General features: G+C 37.4%; 24 protein-coding genes and 1 pseudogene. 8 read left to right on the top strand and 17 right to left on the bottom strand.

What is annotated here, in order from left to right:
- Positions 1–90: 90 nt before the first annotated feature.
- The 6 genes from ACZ5AE_RS07045 to ACZ5AE_RS07020 form a co-directional block, all read right to left on the bottom strand.
- Entirely contained in the window at positions 91–399 is a 309-nt protein-coding gene (locus ACZ5AE_RS07045) for a hypothetical protein (RefSeq protein ID WP_464570755.1), read from the bottom strand.
- A 61-nt stretch (positions 400–460) separates the two neighbouring features.
- The gene (locus tag ACZ5AE_RS07040; RefSeq protein ID WP_464570753.1) at positions 461–769 is read right to left on the bottom strand and encodes a hypothetical protein; all 309 of its coding nucleotides are present in this window, start codon (positions 767–769) and stop codon (positions 461–463) included.
- A 30-nt stretch (positions 770–799) separates the two neighbouring features.
- Positions 800–2,398, bottom strand: a complete 1,599-nt coding sequence (locus tag ACZ5AE_RS07035; protein WP_464570751.1) for a recombinase family protein — start codon at positions 2,396–2,398, stop codon at positions 800–802.
- Entirely contained in the window at positions 2,395–3,348 is a 954-nt protein-coding gene (locus ACZ5AE_RS07030; RefSeq protein ID WP_464570749.1) for a recombinase family protein, read from the bottom strand. Before ACZ5AE_RS07030 ends, ACZ5AE_RS07035 begins: the two co-directional genes overlap by 4 nt.
- On the bottom strand, positions 3,345–3,887 hold the full coding sequence (locus tag ACZ5AE_RS07025; RefSeq protein WP_464570747.1) for a recombinase family protein: 543 nt from the start codon (positions 3,885–3,887) through the stop codon (positions 3,345–3,347). The genes ACZ5AE_RS07030 and ACZ5AE_RS07025 overlap by 4 nt, the downstream gene beginning before the upstream one ends.
- A gap of 10 nt (positions 3,888–3,897) precedes the next feature.
- A complete protein-coding gene (locus tag ACZ5AE_RS07020) occupies positions 3,898–4,041 on the bottom strand; it encodes a hypothetical protein (protein ID WP_464570745.1) in 144 nt (47 codons plus the stop codon).
- 107 nt (positions 4,042–4,148) lie between these two features.
- On the opposite strand from ACZ5AE_RS07020, the gene ACZ5AE_RS07015 reads away from it, so the two are divergent.
- Positions 4,149–4,481, top strand: coding sequence for a helix-turn-helix domain-containing protein (locus tag ACZ5AE_RS07015; protein WP_464570743.1), 333 nt, complete (start codon positions 4,149–4,151; stop codon positions 4,479–4,481).
- A 100-nt stretch (positions 4,482–4,581) separates the two neighbouring features.
- Here ACZ5AE_RS07015 and ACZ5AE_RS07010 read toward each other — a convergent pair whose 3' ends face one another.
- Positions 4,582–4,803, bottom strand: a complete 222-nt coding sequence (locus tag ACZ5AE_RS07010; protein WP_464570741.1) for a hypothetical protein — start codon at positions 4,801–4,803, stop codon at positions 4,582–4,584.
- 121 nt (positions 4,804–4,924) lie between these two features.
- Here ACZ5AE_RS07010 and ACZ5AE_RS07005 point away from each other — a divergent pair, with 121 nt between their 5' ends.
- Positions 4,925–6,391, top strand: coding sequence for a recombinase family protein (locus ACZ5AE_RS07005; protein WP_464570739.1), 1,467 nt, complete (start codon positions 4,925–4,927; stop codon positions 6,389–6,391).
- 56 nt (positions 6,392–6,447) lie between these two features.
- Here ACZ5AE_RS07005 and ACZ5AE_RS07000 read toward each other — a convergent pair whose 3' ends face one another.
- Complete coding sequence (locus ACZ5AE_RS07000) at positions 6,448–6,831, bottom strand: hypothetical protein (RefSeq protein ID WP_464570737.1); 384 nt, start codon at positions 6,829–6,831, stop codon at positions 6,448–6,450.
- A gap of 133 nt (positions 6,832–6,964) precedes the next feature.
- Between ACZ5AE_RS07000 and ACZ5AE_RS06995 the strand changes: the two genes are divergently transcribed.
- The gene (locus ACZ5AE_RS06995) at positions 6,965–7,450 is read left to right on the top strand and encodes a hypothetical protein (protein WP_464570735.1); all 486 of its coding nucleotides are present in this window, start codon (positions 6,965–6,967) and stop codon (positions 7,448–7,450) included.
- Positions 7,451–7,507: 57 nt separating this feature from the next.
- Here ACZ5AE_RS06995 and ACZ5AE_RS06990 read toward each other — a convergent pair whose 3' ends face one another.
- Entirely contained in the window at positions 7,508–8,338 is an 831-nt protein-coding gene (locus ACZ5AE_RS06990; RefSeq protein ID WP_464570733.1) for a MerR family transcriptional regulator, read from the bottom strand.
- Between the two features lie 330 nt (positions 8,339–8,668).
- Positions 8,669–9,655: a hypothetical protein gene (locus ACZ5AE_RS06985; protein ID WP_464570731.1), complete on the bottom strand. Its 987-nt coding sequence runs from the start codon at positions 9,653–9,655 to the stop codon at positions 8,669–8,671.
- A 133-nt stretch (positions 9,656–9,788) separates the two neighbouring features.
- Here ACZ5AE_RS06985 and ACZ5AE_RS06980 point away from each other — a divergent pair, with 133 nt between their 5' ends.
- Positions 9,789–10,577, top strand: coding sequence for an abortive infection family protein (locus ACZ5AE_RS06980; protein WP_464570729.1), 789 nt, complete (start codon positions 9,789–9,791; stop codon positions 10,575–10,577).
- 126 nt (positions 10,578–10,703) lie between these two features.
- Here the strand turns inward: ACZ5AE_RS06980 and ACZ5AE_RS06975 are convergent, their stop codons facing one another.
- The 3 genes and pseudogenes from ACZ5AE_RS06975 to ACZ5AE_RS06965 form a co-directional block, all read right to left on the bottom strand.
- A complete protein-coding gene (locus ACZ5AE_RS06975; RefSeq protein WP_464570727.1) occupies positions 10,704–11,276 on the bottom strand; it encodes a hypothetical protein in 573 nt (190 codons plus the stop codon).
- A gap of 128 nt (positions 11,277–11,404) precedes the next feature.
- Positions 11,405–11,947 carry a hypothetical protein gene (locus ACZ5AE_RS06970; RefSeq protein WP_464570725.1) on the bottom strand — a complete coding sequence of 181 codons (543 nt, stop codon included), beginning with the start codon at positions 11,945–11,947 and terminating at the stop codon, positions 11,405–11,407.
- A 121-nt stretch (positions 11,948–12,068) separates the two neighbouring features.
- Positions 12,069–12,863 (bottom strand): annotated as a pseudogene (locus ACZ5AE_RS06965) (SpoVR family protein); the annotation flags it as partial.
- 197 nt (positions 12,864–13,060) lie between these two features.
- Between ACZ5AE_RS06965 and ACZ5AE_RS06960 the strand changes: the two are divergent.
- The gene (locus ACZ5AE_RS06960; protein WP_213116745.1) at positions 13,061–13,315 is read left to right on the top strand and encodes a YhdB family protein; all 255 of its coding nucleotides are present in this window, start codon (positions 13,061–13,063) and stop codon (positions 13,313–13,315) included.
- A 115-nt stretch (positions 13,316–13,430) separates the two neighbouring features.
- Here the strand turns inward: ACZ5AE_RS06960 and ACZ5AE_RS06955 are convergent, their stop codons facing one another.
- Positions 13,431–15,182 carry a phospho-sugar mutase gene (locus ACZ5AE_RS06955; protein ID WP_464570723.1) on the bottom strand — a complete coding sequence of 584 codons (1,752 nt, stop codon included), beginning with the start codon at positions 15,180–15,182 and terminating at the stop codon, positions 13,431–13,433.
- Positions 15,183–15,382: 200 nt separating this feature from the next.
- A complete protein-coding gene (locus ACZ5AE_RS06950) occupies positions 15,383–15,781 on the bottom strand; it encodes a YhcU family protein (RefSeq protein WP_464570721.1) in 399 nt (132 codons plus the stop codon).
- A 127-nt stretch (positions 15,782–15,908) separates the two neighbouring features.
- Between ACZ5AE_RS06950 and ACZ5AE_RS06945 the strand changes: the two genes are divergently transcribed.
- Positions 15,909–16,832 (top strand): RluA family pseudouridine synthase, encoded by a 924-nt coding sequence (locus ACZ5AE_RS06945; protein ID WP_464570719.1) that lies wholly within the window; start codon positions 15,909–15,911, stop codon positions 16,830–16,832.
- Between the two features lie 36 nt (positions 16,833–16,868).
- Here ACZ5AE_RS06945 and ACZ5AE_RS06940 read toward each other — a convergent pair whose 3' ends face one another.
- Positions 16,869–17,123 carry a GlsB/YeaQ/YmgE family stress response membrane protein gene (locus ACZ5AE_RS06940; RefSeq protein ID WP_464570717.1) on the bottom strand — a complete coding sequence of 85 codons (255 nt, stop codon included), beginning with the start codon at positions 17,121–17,123 and terminating at the stop codon, positions 16,869–16,871.
- A 306-nt stretch (positions 17,124–17,429) separates the two neighbouring features.
- Here ACZ5AE_RS06940 and ACZ5AE_RS06935 point away from each other — a divergent pair, with 306 nt between their 5' ends.
- Both ACZ5AE_RS06935 and ACZ5AE_RS06930 read left to right on the top strand, forming a co-directional pair.
- The gene (locus ACZ5AE_RS06935) at positions 17,430–18,047 is read left to right on the top strand and encodes a DUF47 domain-containing protein (protein ID WP_464570715.1); all 618 of its coding nucleotides are present in this window, start codon (positions 17,430–17,432) and stop codon (positions 18,045–18,047) included.
- A gap of 11 nt (positions 18,048–18,058) precedes the next feature.
- Positions 18,059–19,060, top strand: a complete 1,002-nt coding sequence (locus ACZ5AE_RS06930; RefSeq protein ID WP_464570713.1) for an anion permease — start codon at positions 18,059–18,061, stop codon at positions 19,058–19,060.
- Between the two features lie 52 nt (positions 19,061–19,112).
- Here the strand turns inward: ACZ5AE_RS06930 and deoC are convergent, their stop codons facing one another.
- Positions 19,113–19,787: a deoxyribose-phosphate aldolase gene (gene deoC / locus ACZ5AE_RS06925; RefSeq protein WP_464570711.1), complete on the bottom strand. Its 675-nt coding sequence runs from the start codon at positions 19,785–19,787 to the stop codon at positions 19,113–19,115.
- Between the last annotated feature and the right edge of the window lie 78 nt (positions 19,788–19,865).

Raw genomic sequence — 19,865 nt, 5'->3', positions numbered from 1 at the left:
TGAACTGAAAAAAGCGTTTTGGATAATGGTTTAGTTCATATTTCTTTAATCATGCCCTAGAATCACACCTACTTTCGTTAAAGCCCAATCCTAAACAAAAAGAAAGCGCAACCTAAATTTCTTAAAGTTTAGGATTTTTTCTACAAGATCTTGCGCTATTACAATTGGTAAACAGAATGCGCCTGAATATCCCTTTCCTTCATATTGAATATCGTGATGTCCAACATGCCAATCGCTGGATTCGTCCAATTTATAAAGGTGAACCTTATACCAACATAGGTCGTCTAGTTTAATACGAACCACTGCTATATGATAATTGGGCTGGTGCATCCCGGCTTCTCCAAAAGGGTTCGAAGTTGGTTCATAAATAAATTCACCATCAATTATTTCCGTTGCCATTTATAACCTCCTGATACATTCATATAACAAAAAACGGGTGTATCTCTTGAGATAGGACCCATTAAACAAAAAGAAAAGGAATTCTGAATTGATTAAAGTTAAGGATTTTTTCAGCGAGTTCCTCTCTTTTTGGGATTGGTAAATGTAAATATCCCATACTTTTCTCACCATCCATGACAATGTCAAGGTACCCAATATGCCACTGATCTTTCCCGTTACGCCTTTGTAATTTCACATTATACCAACAGTTGTCCTCCATTTTTATTCGAACAACTGAAACAGCATAATTCACATCTTCAATCCCAAATCCTCCAAGAGGATTACTTTTAGGTTTTAACAAAAAATGACCCTTTACGATATCACCATTCATGTTATCTTTCCTTTCTGAAGATTTCTTTGGCTAGAAGCCAATTTCAATCATTCCTCTTTCATCAAGGTCCACTTTGGCAACCACCTCATAATGATAATCCTCACCTTGTCCAGTTATGGTGACTTTATCTAGCAAATATAGAATCAATCGCCTGAATTCCGGTTCATCGAATTTGTATTCAAAATTGGTTACAGTGGCGGTAAAGGTTTTAAAATTCTCAACATGACCGTATGCGAAATAAAGTTGCTGTTTTTCTCTCTCCTTACGTTCGATTTCATTTTCATAAAAGTCCATTTTCTTTCGCAGACTAATGCGGACCTGGACCAAAGCATGTTGAAGTTCATCGAGCTCCGGATTCTTTTGCATCAGCATTTTTTGTTTTACTTCAACATCCCTCAACTTTTGCGATAAGGACTGCAACTCTTTTTTATATGACTGTATACAGGCATCGACTTCATTCATTTCCTTTTGGACTGCCTCCATTACATTTGCTTGTAGCTCTCCTTTTCGCTTTGAAAAGTATTGAAAGTGCCATCCACTTAGCAACTTTTCGATCATATCTTTTTCCACCGTTTCCACCACCCACTTTTGTTTGCACGATGTGCAAATATAAAATCGACCGCCGTAAGCTTCACCATCCTTATTTTTCTTTCCGGATGTGTAGTTCTTTCCAACCACTTTAACATCACAATTCTTGCAAAAAAGCACATCCACGAAAAGGTAAGGCGTAATCAGACTGTTTTGGGATACCTGCCCACCCTTTTTCTTCTCGTACAGCTCCATGCATTCATTCCATTCTTCTTCCGTTATGATGGCAGGAATTTTATTACACTTCCCTTTTATCCACTCACTCCTGTCTTGTATTGAATTTCCTGCTCCCGGAACAATTCTTTGGCTTGTGGTAAAACCTGCATAAAATGGATTGGTTATGATGGTCTTAATACTTCCCGCCACCCACTTCCCATTTCCCGCTTCATTAAATTTTGGCTCATTTTCATTCATGAGGTTGGCTATGCGCTTAAAACCATATCCTCTCTTATATAAATTGAAAATTTCCTTTACCTGTTCAACACGGTCCGGAATCTGAACGATGGCACTGTTTCCATCCTCATCCACATCGTATTTGAAACCATAAGGAAGATTCCCACCTAACCATTTTCCCTGCGCTGTAAACGCTTTATAATTGTCCCGGGTCCTGATGCGTGTATTTTCCGACTCAAATGAGCTCATCCCAATTTCAATCATGATTTCTGTTAGACTATCTGTTGTGTACAATTTCTCTGATTCTGCCAAAATAATATGAATGCCTAATTCCCGAAACTCTCCCCAAAGCTGTATGTGCCCATCTATTGTTCTTGCAAGCCGGTCCCCTTTATAAACCAATACACAATCAAATTTTCTTTCTTTTGCCTGTTTACGAAGCTGGTGAAGCTGCCCCCTTTTATCCAATGATTTTTTAAAAGCGGAAATATTCTCGTCCACATACTCCTCAATAATGGTGATGCCATGTTTCTTGGCAAATTCGTAACAAATACTGCGCTGGGATTCTACGTTTTGCCCATCCGTTGAATGCCTTCCGTAAAAAACTGCTGTCAAACCTTCTTTTTTCAAAAACTCAGATAAACTCATACAATCACCTCATTTGCTTCCAGAAATGGATGTTTAAATACAATTCGAATGGTGTCATCATCAACAAAGATGCACTGGACGAGATCTTTTATCAATTCCTGCTTTCTGACAAAGGGCAAGAGTTCCCATGTCTCTTTTTTTAGTACTTCTTTTTTTATTTCGTCTGCAAAACCAGGAACATCCAAAAACTGTTGCCGTTTAGTCTCAAGATCAAAAATTTTATCCTTTATCTGTTTTACATCTCTCGAACACTCCAGCATCTTTTCCCTGTTTGAATCATTTCCCCTATTGAGCCATTTACTGGTTGACTGGACCAACCTTTCCCCCTCGGTTTCCAATTCTTTTTCTAGTATCGATTGCCGCTTCGATAATTCGAATAGGTTTTTCTTGAGCTGGACAGAATATAACTGATCAAAATGGGTTTTGAATAATTCGCTATAAAAGTCTTTGGTTTTGATATAAACAAGGGATTCAATTTCGAGTTGATCTAATTTGATATTGTGCTCCTTACATTCGTAAGTGGCAAAAGCCTTTCCATTTCTGGTTCTTTGGTTTTCAACCACAGGCTTCCTTTCAATTTGAACCTTTGATTTTTCTTGTTCCACAAGTCTTTTTTGCTCACACAATTCACAAAAAACAAGACCTGACAACAAATAATGAAACTTCTCCCTCTCCTTTATTGGCTTTCTCCGTTTTTCAATGAGCTGCTGCGCCAAATCAAAGTCTTCGGGTGCAATGATTGACAGCTCTTCAACGGACCTGGAGACTTGCTGGTTATCAAAAGTGGCTACTCGTATCCCCATATAAATGGGATTTGTGAGAACATCAGAAATATTGTTTCTTGTCCAATATTTATTGCCTCTTTTAATTCCATCATCTTTTAATTTCTGAGCCAATTTCTCCATATTCACATATTCATCATTATTCCATTCTTCAAAGATGGTCTTCACAATGTTAAGTTCATCTTCATTCCGGAGTATTTTTGTCTTGTTTTTGCAGACCAATACCCGTAAGGGAGGTTTCCGATACTGTTTCCCCTCAGAAATTTACTTAACTTGGTATCGGCAATCCGTAAACGGATTTGTTCTCCTTCCCGCTGGGACATAACACCGATAAATAGTTCCATCAACTCCCCAAAGACATCAAAGCGCATCGGAGGTTCATTATCTGCGATAAAATGAACCTCTACGTTGTGAGTTTTAAATAGTTTGTATAACTCAAGATGATCCTCTACCTTCCGTGCCAATCGGTCCCTTTTATAGACAAGTAATGTCCCAATCTTTCCGTTTCGGATATCTGTCATTAATTTCCGCATTTGCGGTCTCTCGTATAGTTTATTTTTCCTAGCCGAGACGGATGGGTCTGAATATTCTTTATCAATCAAAATCCCTTTTTTTAAGGCATATTGATTGATGTTATATTGCTGTGACGGAACAGATTCTTTCTGAAGGTCAGTTGAACTTCGGTAATAAGCTGCCGTTTGTTTCATATGACACCCCCTATTTATCTTTATTCGAAGCTTGGTTCAATAATTTCCTTTTTGTGATCTCCATGAACAATTCCATCCATCCCTGCGCTGCGTCCGGATCATGGACATATTGAATGGAAGTGATCCTGCTTTTCGACTTTTTCGCTTTCGACATATCATCATCAACCTTTCCATTTATTCTTGAAGGAATTTTCCGGCTATTTATCGAATAGGACAAGTACCTACTTCATATATAGAATTATCAAAGAACGGAGGAACCGCATGCTGCAAAATATCGGACAACGAATACGCGCCTTACGTACCAGTAAAGGAATCGGTTTAAATGCCTTCGCAGAAAAATTGGAAGTTTCACCAGGTTACCTCAGTAACCTGGAGACTGGAAAAACTGATACACTCCTATTGCCCGTTTTGGAAAAACTTCAATCGGAGCTAAATCTCTTTCCACTTGAAATGGAAAGCTCCGGTGAATTGGACACCAGACTAAATCATGCGAAACAAAAATTAATGGAATTGGAACAACGTAATCCTGAAGCAGCGGAATATCTGCTATCTGCCCTAGAAAAAGGATTGGATATTCTGCTAAAGCAACAGTAGGTTCTACCTTAAGTATTTCCATAATTTCACTTTTTATTCACCATAGTAAACATATTGTTTACTATGGTGAATAACTAAACAAAAAAAGGAGAGTCTAACCTTAAATGGTAGGGCTCTCTTTTGTTTCCACGGAAACATCTAGGACTTTGCTCGCGTCCGTTTTTAACTCATCGGTTAAGGAATGGATTGCTGAAGTATGCATGACTTTCTTCTCCCACATGAGAAATAAATGCTTGGCTCTTTCTTGATTTCCTTCGTTTAAATCAGAGAAGTCATGGAATTCATTGTTGCCGAAGCGAAAGCTCACCTTTAAGTCGTCCATCCAATCCCCCCTTACTCATTTCTATGCCGGGGCGAGGGTGGGACTACCCTTCAATTTGATATTTCATGTTTTTCCGTTTTTCTACATATATATGGACAAACAGAGTATGGAGGAAACAAAAATGATCACCGAGTCAACTGAGATTGTAAAATTTATGGCGCTTTATTGTCGTGTATCCACAGATGAGCAAGCCAGGGAAGGAGTTTCATTGGCTGAGCAGCAAGAAAGGCTGACATCCTATTGTCGAGCCATGGGATGGAGTGAGGCGCCGCTTGTGTTTGTGGAGGATGGTTATTCTGCCAAAAACATGGACCGTCCACAGCTAATCAAACTTTTGGAGAAGGTAAAAAAAGGGGAAATTTCAAAGGTTTTAGTGACAAAACTTGACCGGATGAGCCGACGCCTCAAACATTTGCTTGAAATCATTGATTTATTTGAAGAACATAAAGTTTCATTTATTTCTATTAGTGAATCTTTTGACACCAATACCCCTTCAGGACGGTTAACCCTTCAGGTTCTCGGGGCGGTCGCTGAATTCGAACGGGAGCGTATTCGGGAGCGGGTATTTGAAAATATGTTGCATGGCGCAAGTCACGGAAAATGGTTAACCCAAAGTCCTTATGGCTACGATTTAACCAATAAAGAATTGGTGATTAATGAGACAGAATCCAAAATCGTTAAAAGGGTTTTTCATCTATATCTGGACCATGGACATGGTTTTTACTCCATTGCAAAGTTATTAAATAAGGAAGGAATTCCATCTAAACAAAAAAAGGAATGGTCCATTCGTGCCGTTAAATTAATGCTGACCAACCCTGTATACAAAGGCACTCTTGTTTGGAACCGGATTGACCGAAGCAAAAAGAAACAAGTGGAAAAGGATAATGATGAATGGGTTATCGTCGAAAATGCCCATCCTTCGATCATTGATGAATTGACTTGGGACGCGGTCCAAAAAAGGATCAATAAAAATCCAGTGCACCCAAGGTCCCAAACAAGCCCTCATTTATTAGGTGGGATATTAAAATGTGGACGCTGCGGCGCCGGAATGAGCATAAGCTGGTCCGGTCCGAAAACAAACCGAAAACGCGTGTATCGATGTTCCGCAAATAAAAATAAAGGGACTTGTGTCAGCAAACCCTACAATGCAACGGACGTTGAGAACTGGTTTAAACAGGGATTGCTGCGTCTTTCCAAGTCCATCAATCAATCCTATGTTTATAAACTGGCTAAACAGATGGAAGATGATGAAAAGCATGTTAAAATGCAGCAGGTTCATTCCGCCAAGAACCGGTACAAGCGAAAAGTGGATGCCTATACAGCAGGATTAATTGAACTCGAGGACCTGCAAGAGGAAAAAGAAAGAATGGAGAAAGCGATAAGTGAAGCAACGAACAGAAAATCTGCCACAAGTTCCATAAATACATCCGAGCTCGAGGAAAAATTAAATACCAAAATCACTTCCATCATTGACGCGATTGATACATTGCCGGTTGTTGAAGCAAAATCATTGGTCAAAACACTGGTGGAAAAAGTAGTTTTATATGACGAAAAAGATATTGAAGTTGTTTTGTGTTCGCCAACATGAGAAAAAGCGCCGACTGGCGCTTTTTCTAAATACTTGTACATTCTTATTTACCGCTTTTATTCTTCGTCGTCATCATCCGAAATAATTTTGATTTTTGGTTCATTTGTGTAAATACTATCCCCGTTAATCATTAAATCTGTTCGTTCTGTTCTAAGTTGTTTTTCGAGATCATCTTTTAATTCTTCAAGTACTTGTTTTTGAATATGTAATTCGTTAAGTTCTTCAGGAAAAGAAGTAGGGATGCCCGTTCTGTTCTTTGGTTTGTCAATACCAAGAAAATACCAGTCATCTTCTATCTCCTTATCTTGTGATAAATATATCTGTAAATCTTCAGTTTCAATTTGGTTATTTCTTTGAATATCTACTTTAACAACTTTTGTCCTTCCGGTTACATGGACCTTCTCCCAATTTCCCTTAATGCTATATTTCCAATTCCTCATCTTATCATCCTTTTCATAAATTGCTTTTGCTTCTTTAATGTATCAAATCGCAATATACATTCCCAATAAAATGCAGGTTTTTTCCATTTAATAAGTAATCATTTATCGGAGGTGAAACTAACCAATGATTTATATGGTGAAATTAGAACTTGATTTTGAATCAATAGTTGATGAATTTAAAAATGAAATTATTAAAAGAATGAAGAAAAGTTCTTTAAATGCGGTTATAAAAATGGACTTGATAAACGTAATAAATGGGATGACACATACAAATTTCACTTCAATCGGAAAGCAAATTTCAACAATTTTTAAAACACTGGACGAAGCGGTTTCTGATGAGGTTTTTAATTTATTGTCAGATTTTAAGAAACTCGTTTTGATTATGCCATTTATGGAAAAAGAAATGCCAATAAGAATAGATACAGCCTTATATTACAAAGGAAAAATGCAAGAGGTTGAGAACATATATGAACTATACATCGATTGCGGCGGTCTTGGTGAATTAATGCTTTATGATACATTGACACATGAACTGAAACACGATGAAATAATAAATAGAACTATTACAGAGGAATGTGTAAAAAAAGTTAGGGCTATTTTAGAAACAAATCATATTTGATAAAAATGATGACAAATCCAACTTTTTTTATGAGATGAACTACCAATGGCTAACGGTTCAACCGTTAGCCATTGGTAGTTCAAGCTGTTCCAGTTTAAGTTTTTGATTATCAATGGAATCAAAGTAATTTTTTATAACTTGTTTAATAAAACGCTTTTGCTGTTTGAACCTTTTCTCAGAATATGGGCAACAAAAAGCGCCTTCTTCGTCCACTAAATCAGTTTTTATCAAGCCTGCTTCAAAGACTTGTTCGTAAATGGAACGTAGATGATCAGCTACCGCGGTTTCATCGAGCTTTATCTCTAATTTTACAACCATATCATGACCTATATTTTTAAAATCCTCTAAAGTAATGGGTGAAATCTTTTCCTTAACGGTTTTTTCTTCTTTTTTCTTTACTGTCTTTGACTGTTTGGCAATGATTTTTAGTTGCTTATTTTCTTCTTCAACATAATCATACAATTTAGCGAAGGTATCATTCTCCTCCATCAATTCAATGATTTTGGTCTCCAATTGATGTTTCTCTTGTTCCAAGTTGGTCAACTTATCTTCCAAATCGCCAATCCGCAAAAGCAATTCATCTGTTACGTTTTCTTCCATTTTATCTTTAGGCGGGAGCTCTTTTGAAGGGTTGTCTTCATTTAAATCAAGTTTAAGCCCCTTCACATACCCATCATAAACCTCCATGATGGCAGATAAACCCGGGCGCTGTTCTTCAATAAAATCATACAAATCTTCTTCAGCAATCCTATACCCTTCTTTTCGATTTTGGCTTCTCGTTCCCAAAATCTTTCCTTCACGAATCCAGCGCGGCACCATCTGCATTGAATCGGTTATATAGTATTTTTGTAAAATTGCAAAAGCCTCATGAACATTGTAATCACGCATACCTTAACCCCTCCCCTTAACGTTACTAACGTAACTATATGAGAGAAGTAAAAAAAAAGAACACACAGTATCTCTTCACAAATGAGGATTTTCCATTTGTTAATTAACAGTTTGAATGAGGTGATGCATTTGGAACAAGTGCTTAATATTCACAATTGGATAAAATTATTTAAGAGGCTGCCCTTTAATTCAATTAATCATTTTTATTTTATCGTAAGTGTTTTTTGTTTCGGCATTTTTTCTAATAAAATGGCAATAATCGATTCTAATTATCAAACAAAAAGAAAAAACCGCCAAAAAAGACGATTTCGTAAATAGTCTTAAAAATCATTATTTCTCAAACTCATTCTCCAGATTATGCCAATACTCTTCACCCAAAGGGTCACGATCATCCAGCAGTTCAAATGGATCAGAATAATCGTAGTAAAGCCTATGAGCCATTTTACTTAATACATTCCGTGCATCTATTGCCTCTTCACGAACCACATAAATTCTTGCAATCCCAAATTTATCTTTTAAAGCAAAAGGTGTTATACCTGCTGTATCTAATGAGGAAAGATGTTCTTTAATATCTTTTTCTTTCCTTTCACCCAAATATTCCAAAACCAAATGGTCATTATTTATTACCCCTTTTAATGCATTTTTTTCATCAAGTCTCGGTTCTTGATCTTGCCAAAACAAAATTAATTCAACGGGTGTAACTGTCCATGTTTCATCTTTTTCCAAATAATATTCATGCCATTTAGAAGTAGTAATTTGAAATTGATTTCCCTCATTTTTTTTAATTCGATATCCCCGCGCCTGCAGGAATTCAGTCGCTTTATTTGCATAATAATCTATTTTTTGCTGTACGTTTAATCCGCTGGGCATATCATTCGTTAAACGAAACTGAACCGGTTTTATCATTCCATTTTCAATTTGTTGTTTTTGTTGTTTATATTTTACTCTCATTTTTTTTATGCTATTTTCTGTAAACGGATATTTTTCCACATATCTCTTAAACTGCTCTCCATAGTAGGTGAGTTCATCTATTGTCTCTGCCATAGTAAATCTTACCCAAAATTCACTGATTCGTCCTCTAACATACGAAGTATCCTTATTTTCAAAAAAGGGCTTTTGGTTGGTTCTTCCGGCGTGTCGGATCCTACATGAAATTCTTTGATAAACAGAATTTATATTTCGAGTTTTTACTTCCTTTTCCATAAGCTTGTTCAACGCATCGTATTCATCCATCCCCCAACTGCATTGAGAAATTCTATAGGGAGGCTGATTTGGAGCCCAATGGCAAAAACCATAAATAAAATATTCCTTTGGCATTTCATTCCTCCTAGCAATCGATTAATATTACATCATATGAGAAGCCATTCACACGTATGTCCTTTCTATAAATGCAATATAGAAAGTTAAGTATATTAAACTGCGAATAAAATGAATTATGGAGATGAGCTAAATGGGCAAGTTAAGTGCAAAAGATATAAATAGTGTTGTTTCCTATATTGGAGTTCATGGCGGGTATTTAGGGGATTTTTCTTATTCAACGCATGCTGAATTTTATCCATTGTATTGTGGCTTAGACAAAAATCCTAACGAATACATAGGAACAACAAGGGAAAGGTTTATTCATATTCTATCGGAAGCAGACGCAAACGAACAATCCAAAATCCTATTGGGGATATTAGGAAAATATCCATTACATTATTTTGAAGATCAATTAGAATGTGAAGTTATTTCAAAAGCCGAATTCCTTAATAAACAAAGACTACACGAAAAAATCAATCAATGGATTTCGGAATTGAGAGGTGAGTTGATTGATGTTGGTGAATTAGTACATAATTTCGAATTTGTTAAAGATGTACTTGATCAGGCAGATACTCTTATCCTAAATCATTCTTGCAGCAGTGCGATTGACCGAGCACATACTGCAATCCATGGATTTCTAAAAGAAATATGCAAACAGGCAGGTATTGAATTTGAAGAGAAAAACGTAAAAATACAGGAATTATGGAGCAAAATTAAACTTGAACATCCCAAATTTGGTATTAACGTAAAGGAACAAAATAAGCCCGTCAATCAAATTGTCAATACCATTTCAAAAACACTCGAAAATTTGAACGATATTCGAAACAATCAAAGTTTTTCTCATCCAAACGAGGAAATTATTGAAGAAATTGAAGCTAAGTTTATCATTAATTTATCGAGAGTCCTGTTACAATACATCGATAATAAAATAGCTTCATAAACCAAAAAAGTCCATTAAAGGGACTTTTTTTATAGGTCATTTTTTCCTCTTAGATATCCCAGGATTTTTCCCGCTTTTTCACCAATTTTAATGGTTTGAACAAAAAACCCGGTTAAATTAACCGGGTTATTTACTATACGATGATTCTACGCGTGGTATATATGAATAATTTTCCGATGTCGGTTTACCTTGTATAATTTCAACTTTAGCGCCAATTTGTTCTCTTAATTTCTGAGCGACTTTTTCTTGACTCTTTTCGAAAAGCTTTTGAAGCTGTGCATATTTTTCTTTTGACATGATTTTCATCACCTCTTTAATTAAAGTATACTTTATCAGATCTAAATTGCGTAGATTCTCTAAAAATTTTTCACCTATTTCAAGAATATTTTTTACAGCATTATCCTTTTCCCAAATTCTAGGACTGAGTGTAAATAACAAAAACTGATTGGTATTCTCAATTTTCTTAAACAAATACCATCTTTCTTTTCTGTCATTGGATCCAATATATTTAAAAATAAATTCTGTCTTCTTACTAACTTTATAATTCATGATTCCTTTATAAATACCTGTCCGCTGTTTACGAAAAAGTTCATGTTCTTTACCTTTATTATCTAATAAACTGTGGATATGTATGGATTTTAATAGGTCTTTTCTGGATTCTTCTAAAAAGGTTGTTATTTCATCTTCAGATAGACCCATCCCCGCACTAATTAATTCTTCCCTTAATATTTCAATTTCAGTTTCAACATTTTTTTGCTTTAGAATCAGGCTTCCAAGAATCGTTAAAGCGAATTCGATGGAATGGTGTGTTTCAACGGGCTCAACCGTTAATGTTCCTGCAATATTGCATTTAAATCAACAGAACTTGAAACTTTTCCAGCGACATAATTAACTGTAATGGAATGATTTTCAAACTCATCTTCAGAATATTCGTATAGCTGTATTGCCATTATGTAGCTGTTTTTTGAAATATAATTCCTCATCAATTCCTTTTGCTTTTCAAGTTGTTTAAAATTCTTTAGTTCTTCATAATTCGAAATAATGGCTAATGCTTTATCCTTTAATTTTTCCTCATATTGTTTTATTTCCTCCCTATGGTTATCCATTAAGGAAGCCATTTGTTGCTTTAAGTCATTTGTTTCTGATTCACGTTGAATTTCTTTTGCATCTAATTTTTCTTCATAGTCATTAAATCTTTTTTCAATTAAGATATAGACGATTGCGCCAATCAATACCAACCATTGTGGTTGCCCCAGAAAGTCATATATCTTTTTAACGTATTTTTCCCAAAGATGATCGGCACCATATTCGATGTACATAGCAAAGAAAAAGTGAATTACGGCAATAATTAAAAGACCTTTTGAACTCATATTATTTTCCCTTTAAATATTTTATGTAAGGAGTACTAGCTTCTAGAAAATTTTAGCATAAACCAGAATGAACTTCAAAAATCGATTAAATAAGATTGGGTTATAACGTAACACCTTTGCGAAACGATGCCCAGCCTTCGTTCATGATTTTTGTTTCCAACTGCGGCCAGAAATACAGCATTTCTTCCCGCATCATTGTAAGAATATCACGCTGCCAATCCTCCAGTTCGCGGCTATATGTTTCAATGAAGAGTAATATATCTTTCTCTGGTCTTGGCGGAAATTTCTTTCGACGTGGCGGCTTTGTGTCCTTTTCGTCTTTTGTATCCAAGCCCCAAAGATCATCATACGGGGAAACTGCTCGCTGTTCTTGCTCTTCTTCATCGTCCTCCAAGGACCATGCCAATTTCGGACGCATTAAGGAAGGGTCAATATGCTCATCAATAGACAATATTGCATCAAGAAAACTCTCCACTTCTTTTTTACCATATTGAATTTCGTATTGATGAATTCTTTCTGCTGTAGCCGCCATGCTTTCGACCATATCCCGTTTTGTGTTTTGGAACCGAACATTGTTTTTAAAGAAATCACAATGGGCCAAAACGTGGGCAACAATTAGTTTATTTTGGATTAACGAATTAGAATCCAGCAAAAATGCGTAACATGGGTCCGAATTAATGACGAGTTCATAAATCTTACTTAGACCTAAATCATAATGAAGCTTCATTTTGTGAAATTGTTTCCCGAAGCTCCAGTGTGAAAATCGGGTCGGCATCCCATAAGCTCCAAATGTATAAATGATTTCGGCAGGGCAAATTTCATAACGCATCGGGTAAAAATCTAAGCCAAAACCGCTGGCGATTTCCGTTATTTCATCGATCGCATATTCGAGTGCCTTCTTATCTCCCTCATTCATCAGCCATTCCCCCTTTTCCTCTTACCACAATGTATGAAGAAAGAGAAGGATTGATGAAACAAGATCATAACAATTACAAAATATACAGGTAAATGTTGAAAAGGCCATGAGGACAAGGTGTCCAAATTTTTGCGTGAAAGTTCACGGCAAAATTTCATAAAATAATCTCAACTCCTAGTAAGGAGGAGAGAAAATTAATGAATAAATTGGATTATGACCGGGCGTTATTTTATACACATCGGTCTGAATGGGATAATTTATTGATATTAATGGTAAGAACCACAGACCAGTTCTTATCTAAAAAGATTGAACATTTCCTGCACGCCTACAATTTTGAACGCGACTATTCCGTTATAGAAACCAAACTATACAGCTTGCTTCGCTACATCGACCATGCCAACGAAACATTTGAACAATCGCCAAATGAGATACCGATGTATAGTCTTTCCTGAAACATCAAGTGGATACTGATTTTCATAAAGAAATTTTTTCCAAGCCAGACCTATGAATTCCACCAAAAAACACGGCATCCAAAACCTTTTGGAAGCCGTGTTTTCCTAAATAATACTAAACGTTTTGAACGTTTTGAACTTGCTTAACCTTTTGATCAACTAAATCCATGAAGTCTTTTTCGATTGTTTGTAATTTGCTTCTGCTGTCCTCAAGCGATTTGCTGTTAACACCAAAGTAAAATTTAACCTTTGGCTCAGTCCCCGATGGGCGTAAGCACACCCATGACCCGTCTTCAAAAATATACTTCAATACGTTTGATTTTGGAAGATCAATTTTCTCTTCCTGGTTATTAATCGTTCTATTTCCTGTTAGATAGTCTTCTGATACAGCCGTTTTTAAGGAACCAAGCCCCGTTAACGGTTCGCTGCGGAAGGAGGACAAAATACGCTGAATCAATTCTGCTCCTTCTTTTCCTTTTAAGGTTAAAGAGCGGAGTCCCTCCTGGTAATAACCGTATTTTTCAAAAACCTGCATCATACCTTCATATAAGGTCAATCCCTGTTTCTTATAATAGGCGCAAACCTCTGTGGCCAAAAGTGCTGCTTGAACAGCATCCTTATCACGGGCAAAGTCACCGATTAAATAACCATATGATTCTTCATAGCCAAATAAATATGTATGCTCCCCAGTTTCTTCATATTGCTTGATTTTTTCCGCGATGAATTTGAAGCCTGTTAAAACATCGACCGTTTCTAAATCATAGGCTGACGCAATTTTGCGGCCTAATTCAGAGGTGACAATTGTTTTTAAAACGACACCGTTTTGTGGCAAAGTCCCTTTTTGCTGTTTCTGGGAAAGTAAGTAATCAAGCAATAAAGCTCCGGTTTGGTTACCCGTTAATACAACGTACTTACCTTCTGGATTTTGCACAGCTATTCCCAGACGGTCAGCATCGGGGTCTGTTGCAATTAACAGGTCCGCCCCTACTGCTTTGCCATCACGAATGGCTAATTCAAAAGCGGCGTGTTCTTCTGGGTTAGGGCTTTTCACGGTTGAAAACTCGGGATCTGGAAGCTCCTGCTCCTTTACCACTGTTACATTCTTATAGCCCAAAGCGTGAAGCGCAGCCCGGACAGGTTTATTCGCCGTGCCGTGCAATGGTGTAAAGACAATCTGAATATCTGTTTCTTCGGCAAGCTGTGGATTTTCGGAAATTGTCTTAAGCTTATTAATATATGCTTGGTCGACTTCTTCACCAATAGTTTTAATTAAACCGGAAGCACTTAAAGTTTTTTCATTGTCTACCTTGATAACTAATTCATTGTCAATTTCATTTACTTTCGCAATAACCTGATCGGCAGCCTCTGGAGGCAGCTGGCCGCCATCTGATCCGTATACTTTATAACCGTTATATTCTGGTGGATTATGGCTGGCGGTGATGACAATCCCCGAAAATGCGTTTAAATACCGTAAGGCAAAGGAAAGCTCCGGAGTAGGGCGAAGCTCATCAAACACATAAGTTTGAATTCCCCGTGTTGCCAGGGTTTTGGCAGCTTCCAGCGCAAATTCCGGAGATTTATAGCGGGAGTCAAACGCAATGACAACACCGCGTTGTTTTGCTTCTTCTCCTTGCTCTTCTATGTATGCGGCCAGACCTGCGGATGCTTTGCGAACAGTATATATATTCATTCTATTTGTCCCGACACCAAGTTCTCCGCGCATTCCGCCTGTTCCAAACTCTAAATTTTTATAAAATGCCTCTTCAAGCAGTTTTTCGTTTCGCACAAGTGTTTCTAATTGGCCCTTTAATTCGGAATCCAATTCTTTAAATTCAATCCAGTTCTTTGCTGCGGTTCTCCAATCCATTTTTAGGTTCCCTCCAGTATGTTATCTATACCTAATATTGGTTCTAAACCGGTGTTTAATACTCCTTTAAAACCTAACGTCAAAATAACGACAATTTTTGCAGACCCAATATTTTCGGCAATCCAATACTTATAATACATTAAAACGAGCTGTTTTTTTATAAAAAAAAGAAAAAGCCAGCAAAACGGCTTTTTCTTCTATTAAATAAGCAGTTCATTATCTGCCTTCGTATAAATGCTGAGAACAGTATTTTTCAAACTTTTTGCTTCGGCAAACTGTTCAAATTCAAACGGAAAAAACAAGCCGAATTCATGAAGGTTTGCTGCATTTTTATTAAAAATAGCTTCGTATTGATCGTCAAGCTGAGGTGATTCCAGTATCGATATTAATGTTTGAATACTGGCCATCACTTGAAATGCATCCTTTAAAGTGCTAAATTCTTCAAAATGTTGTTTAGAGGTATGCAGTATTTTTAATTTTTCAAAACGGATTATTTCCTCGTCCGTAAAATATAGCGGAAATATATTTGAATAAATATATCTCACGAGCTCACAAATTTTTTCTTCCTGACTAGGAGTCGAGGCAAAAACGATCTTCACTCCATAACCCACCTTTGCTCACGCGCTAATTTCTGTCGTATTATATATGATAAGAATAACATATCTTAGTTTGTATTTAGGGTGGTAATTACTGTTAGCTGCTCTACAAGAATAAGAAGGAGACATTATGCTGAAAACAATGCGGCTGGGAGAATGGTTTCAGATTATCGTTCCTAGAAAATGGGCTGGAAAGACAATCGAAGAAATCTTCCGTCATGAATGGGAAACCCCTAGAAAGTTAACACATACATTTCGAATGGAGAAAAAGGTTCAGGTTGATGGAAGGGAATGTTCCTGGACGGCTCCGCTTTCAGAAGGCTCGAAACTGCAAATTCAATTATTTATCGAAGAGGAACCACATGTAATCCCTAACTATCTTGATATCAATGTCCTCTTTGAGGATGACCATTTATTAATTATTAATAAACCGCCATTTATGAACACACATCCAAATGACCCTGAAAAAGATACTGATACTTTAATTAATGCAGCTTCCTTTTATTTACAGGCCAAAGGGGAAATCCGGGATGTCCGCCAGATTCACCGTTTAGACCGTGATACCTCCGGTGCCATCCTGCTAGTTAAACACGCACTGGCAGGAGCGCTTCTGGACGGAAAGCTTGCAAAAAGGGAAATCAAAAGAACATACCTTGCAATGGTCCATGGATTATTGAGGCAACAAAAAGGGACGATTAATGCCCCGATTGGCCGCGATCGGCATCACCCGACCAAGAGGAGAGTATCTACTACTGGGCAAGCTGCGATTACGCATTATCAAGTGGTGAAGGAAGACAGAAAGCGTAATTTATCTTACGTAAAATGCTGGCTTGATACAGGCCGGACGCACCAAATTCGTGTGCATTTAAGTCATCTAGGCCATCCTTTAATTGGAGATGTTGTATACGGCGGGAAACCACTCGTCAACAGACAGGCCCTCCATGCTGGAAAACTGGAATTTACCCATCCTTTAACAGAGGAAAAAGTCGTTGTATATGGACCATTTACGGACGACCCGATTATTTTTAAAGAATTTGATATTTACTTACTATAAAAGCCTCCCAAATTTGGGAGGCTTTCTTCATAATGATTAATCGGCTTTCCTGAAAGCTCTCATGATAAAGCTTAATACAAGCACGAGGACTGCTGCACCAATGATGGCTGGTATAATGGCGAAATCAGCTACTTCCGGTCCCCAATCTCCCAAAACCGTTTGTCCTAACCATGCGCCAACAAAGCCAGCAATGATATTACCAATAATTCCCCCAGGTACGTCTCTACCTACAATAAGGCCGGCTAACCAACCGATTATACCGCCAACAATTAATGCCCAAATAAAGCTCACATAGAACACTCCTTTTTTAGTATTCATTTGATTTTTTCTTGAGCCTGCCAAGCAGCATCTGAGGATGTCTGCCTGTTACCTTATAAATTACCCTTTTTTCTTTTTTTTACTCATTTCAATGGAAAAGTTAATACATAAATAATGAAATCGAGGCAAAAGTAAAATAGTACTTCCACAAAATAGTTGTCTGAAAATTCTTATGTTAAGTTTTTGTAAATTTGTTTTAAATTATTTATTTTTTAGACAATCTTCATATAAAATTATTCCGTTGATGAACAACACGTACAATAATGGAGGGTATCTCTAATGGCATTTAAAAAAAATGACAAATTCTCAGTTTTGCTAAGCAATATTTCTTCCAACCTTAAAGAAGGGGGAAACTTCTTTACAGAATATAAACTGAAAAACGTCAGCGATTTAAAAATTTTCTCAGAAAAAATGAAGGAATATGAAACTAAAGGTGATACCTTTGTTCACGAAGTCATTAAAGAATTGAATGATGCCTTTATCACACCAATCGAGCGGGAAGACATTCTACACCTTGCGATGGTAATGGACGATGTATTAGATGGTCTTGAAGCCACTTCCGCCCTATTTGAAATGTACTCCATCACTAAGGCGGATGATTTCATGATTCAGTTTGTGGACGCCATTCAAGGCAGTGTTCTTGAAATTGATAAGGCTGTTGAGCTGCTTTCAAACAAAAAGCTTTTGCAAATCAGAGAACATGCTATTAAAATTAAGGATTTTGAATCCAAGTGCGACAATATTTTACGGCAATCCATTAAAAATCTGTTTAACGTGGAAAAGGACCCAATCCGTATCATCCAATATAAAGAGATTTATGAGAACCTTGAGGACGTTGCTGACAGCTGCCAGACCGTTGCCAATATTCTTGAAACTATTATCATGAAAAATGCATAAGGAGTCATAATATGAGTGCAGTTTTAATACTTACTATTTTAATTGTCATCGGGGCTCTCGCATTTGACTTTATTAATGGTTTCCATGATACAGCAAATGCAATTGCTACCTCGGTTTCGACAAAAGCATTGAAACCACGACAGGCAATTTTGCTTGCCGCTGTCATGAATTTCGTCGGAGCCCTCACGTTCACAGGCGTTGCTAAAACAATTTCAAAGGATATCGTTGACCCATTTAAATTAGAGCATGGATCCGTGGTCATTTTAGCTGCACTGCTAGCAGCTATTGCCTGGAACTTAATTACTTGGTATTTCGGAATCCCGAGCAGTTCTTCCCATGCACTAATTGGTTCCATAGCTGGTGCAGCAATCGCTGCTGAAGGATTAAACGTATTAAATTATGCTGGATTCATAAAAATTATTGAAGCACTTATTCTTTCGCCTATTTTAGCGTTTGCGGTCGGTTACATTATATATAGTATTTTTAAAGTAGTGTTTAGAAATTTCAATCTAACAAAGACAAATCGGAATTTCCGTTATATCCAAATCGCAACTGCAGCATTGCAATCTTATTCACATGGAACAAACGATGCCCAAAAATCGATGGGGATTATCACAATGGCGCTGATTGCGAACGAGTATCTTCCACATGATGCCGATGTACCTTTCTGGGTGCAAATATCCTGTGCGTTGGCAATGGGACTTGGAACATCCATCGGTGGATGGAAAATTATTAAAACTGTAGGCGGTAAAATCATGAAAATCAGGCCAATTAATGGGGTCGCCGCTGATTTAACTGGCGCAGCCATTATCTTTGGCGCTACTTATATCCATTTGCCTGTCAGTACTACACACGTCATTTCCTCCGGAATTCTAGGTGTGGGGGCTTCCCATCGACTAAAAGGGGTAAAATGGGATACGGCCCGGCGGATGCTGGTTACTTGGGTAATTACCTTGCCAATAACCGTACTATTAGCTGGGATTTTATATTTCGTCCTTAACCTTTTCTTTTAGTCACAAAAAAGGCTGTCCTTTTAATAAAAGGCAGCCTCTTTTTATATTAGTATTAGTAATTGCTGGAGGAAACTTCTCCTTTACAGATGGCCACACCCGAGCTTGCACCAATTCTTGTTGCCCCGGCATCAACCATTGCAAGGGCATCTTCTCGGCTTCTTACGCCCCCGGATGCTTTAACGCCGATTTCGGGACCCACCGTTTCGCGCATTAAGCGGATATCTTCTACCGTAGCACCGCCAGTTGAAAATCCTGTCGAAGTTTTAACAAAATCAGCACCAGCCTTGACTGAAAGCTCACATGCCCGTTTCTTTTCTTCATCCGTCAACAGTGAAGTTTCAATAATAACCTTTACTAATGCTTTCCCCTTCGCTGCCTCCACAACACTGCGGATGTCCGATTCCACTAAATCATCCTGCTGATCTTTAAGTGCACCAATGTTAATGACCATATCAACTTCATCCGCGCCATTTTCAATCGCATTTTTTGTTTCAAATGCTTTCGTCTCCGATGTCGTTGCCCCAAGTGGAAAGCCGATGACCGTACAAACTTTAACATCTGGTGTATCATTAAGTATTTCAGCAGCCGTTTTTACCCAGGCAGGGTTCACACAAACGGAAGCAAATGAATATTGTTTTGCCTCTTCTGCTAATTTCACGATTTGCCCTTTCGTTGCTTCTGGCTTTAATAATGTATGGTCAATCATTCTGGCTATGCTTTGGCTCATTGCTAATTCCCCCTATTTTTATTTCATTATGTACCTTAGTTTGCCCAGAAATAACTATAACAAAGCGGTTGAACATTT

This window comes from Neobacillus sp. S1227, from assembly GCF_055385255.1.
The sequence above is the reverse complement of the archived record's forward strand: the minus strand, read 5'-3'. Positions and strand labels throughout refer to the sequence as shown.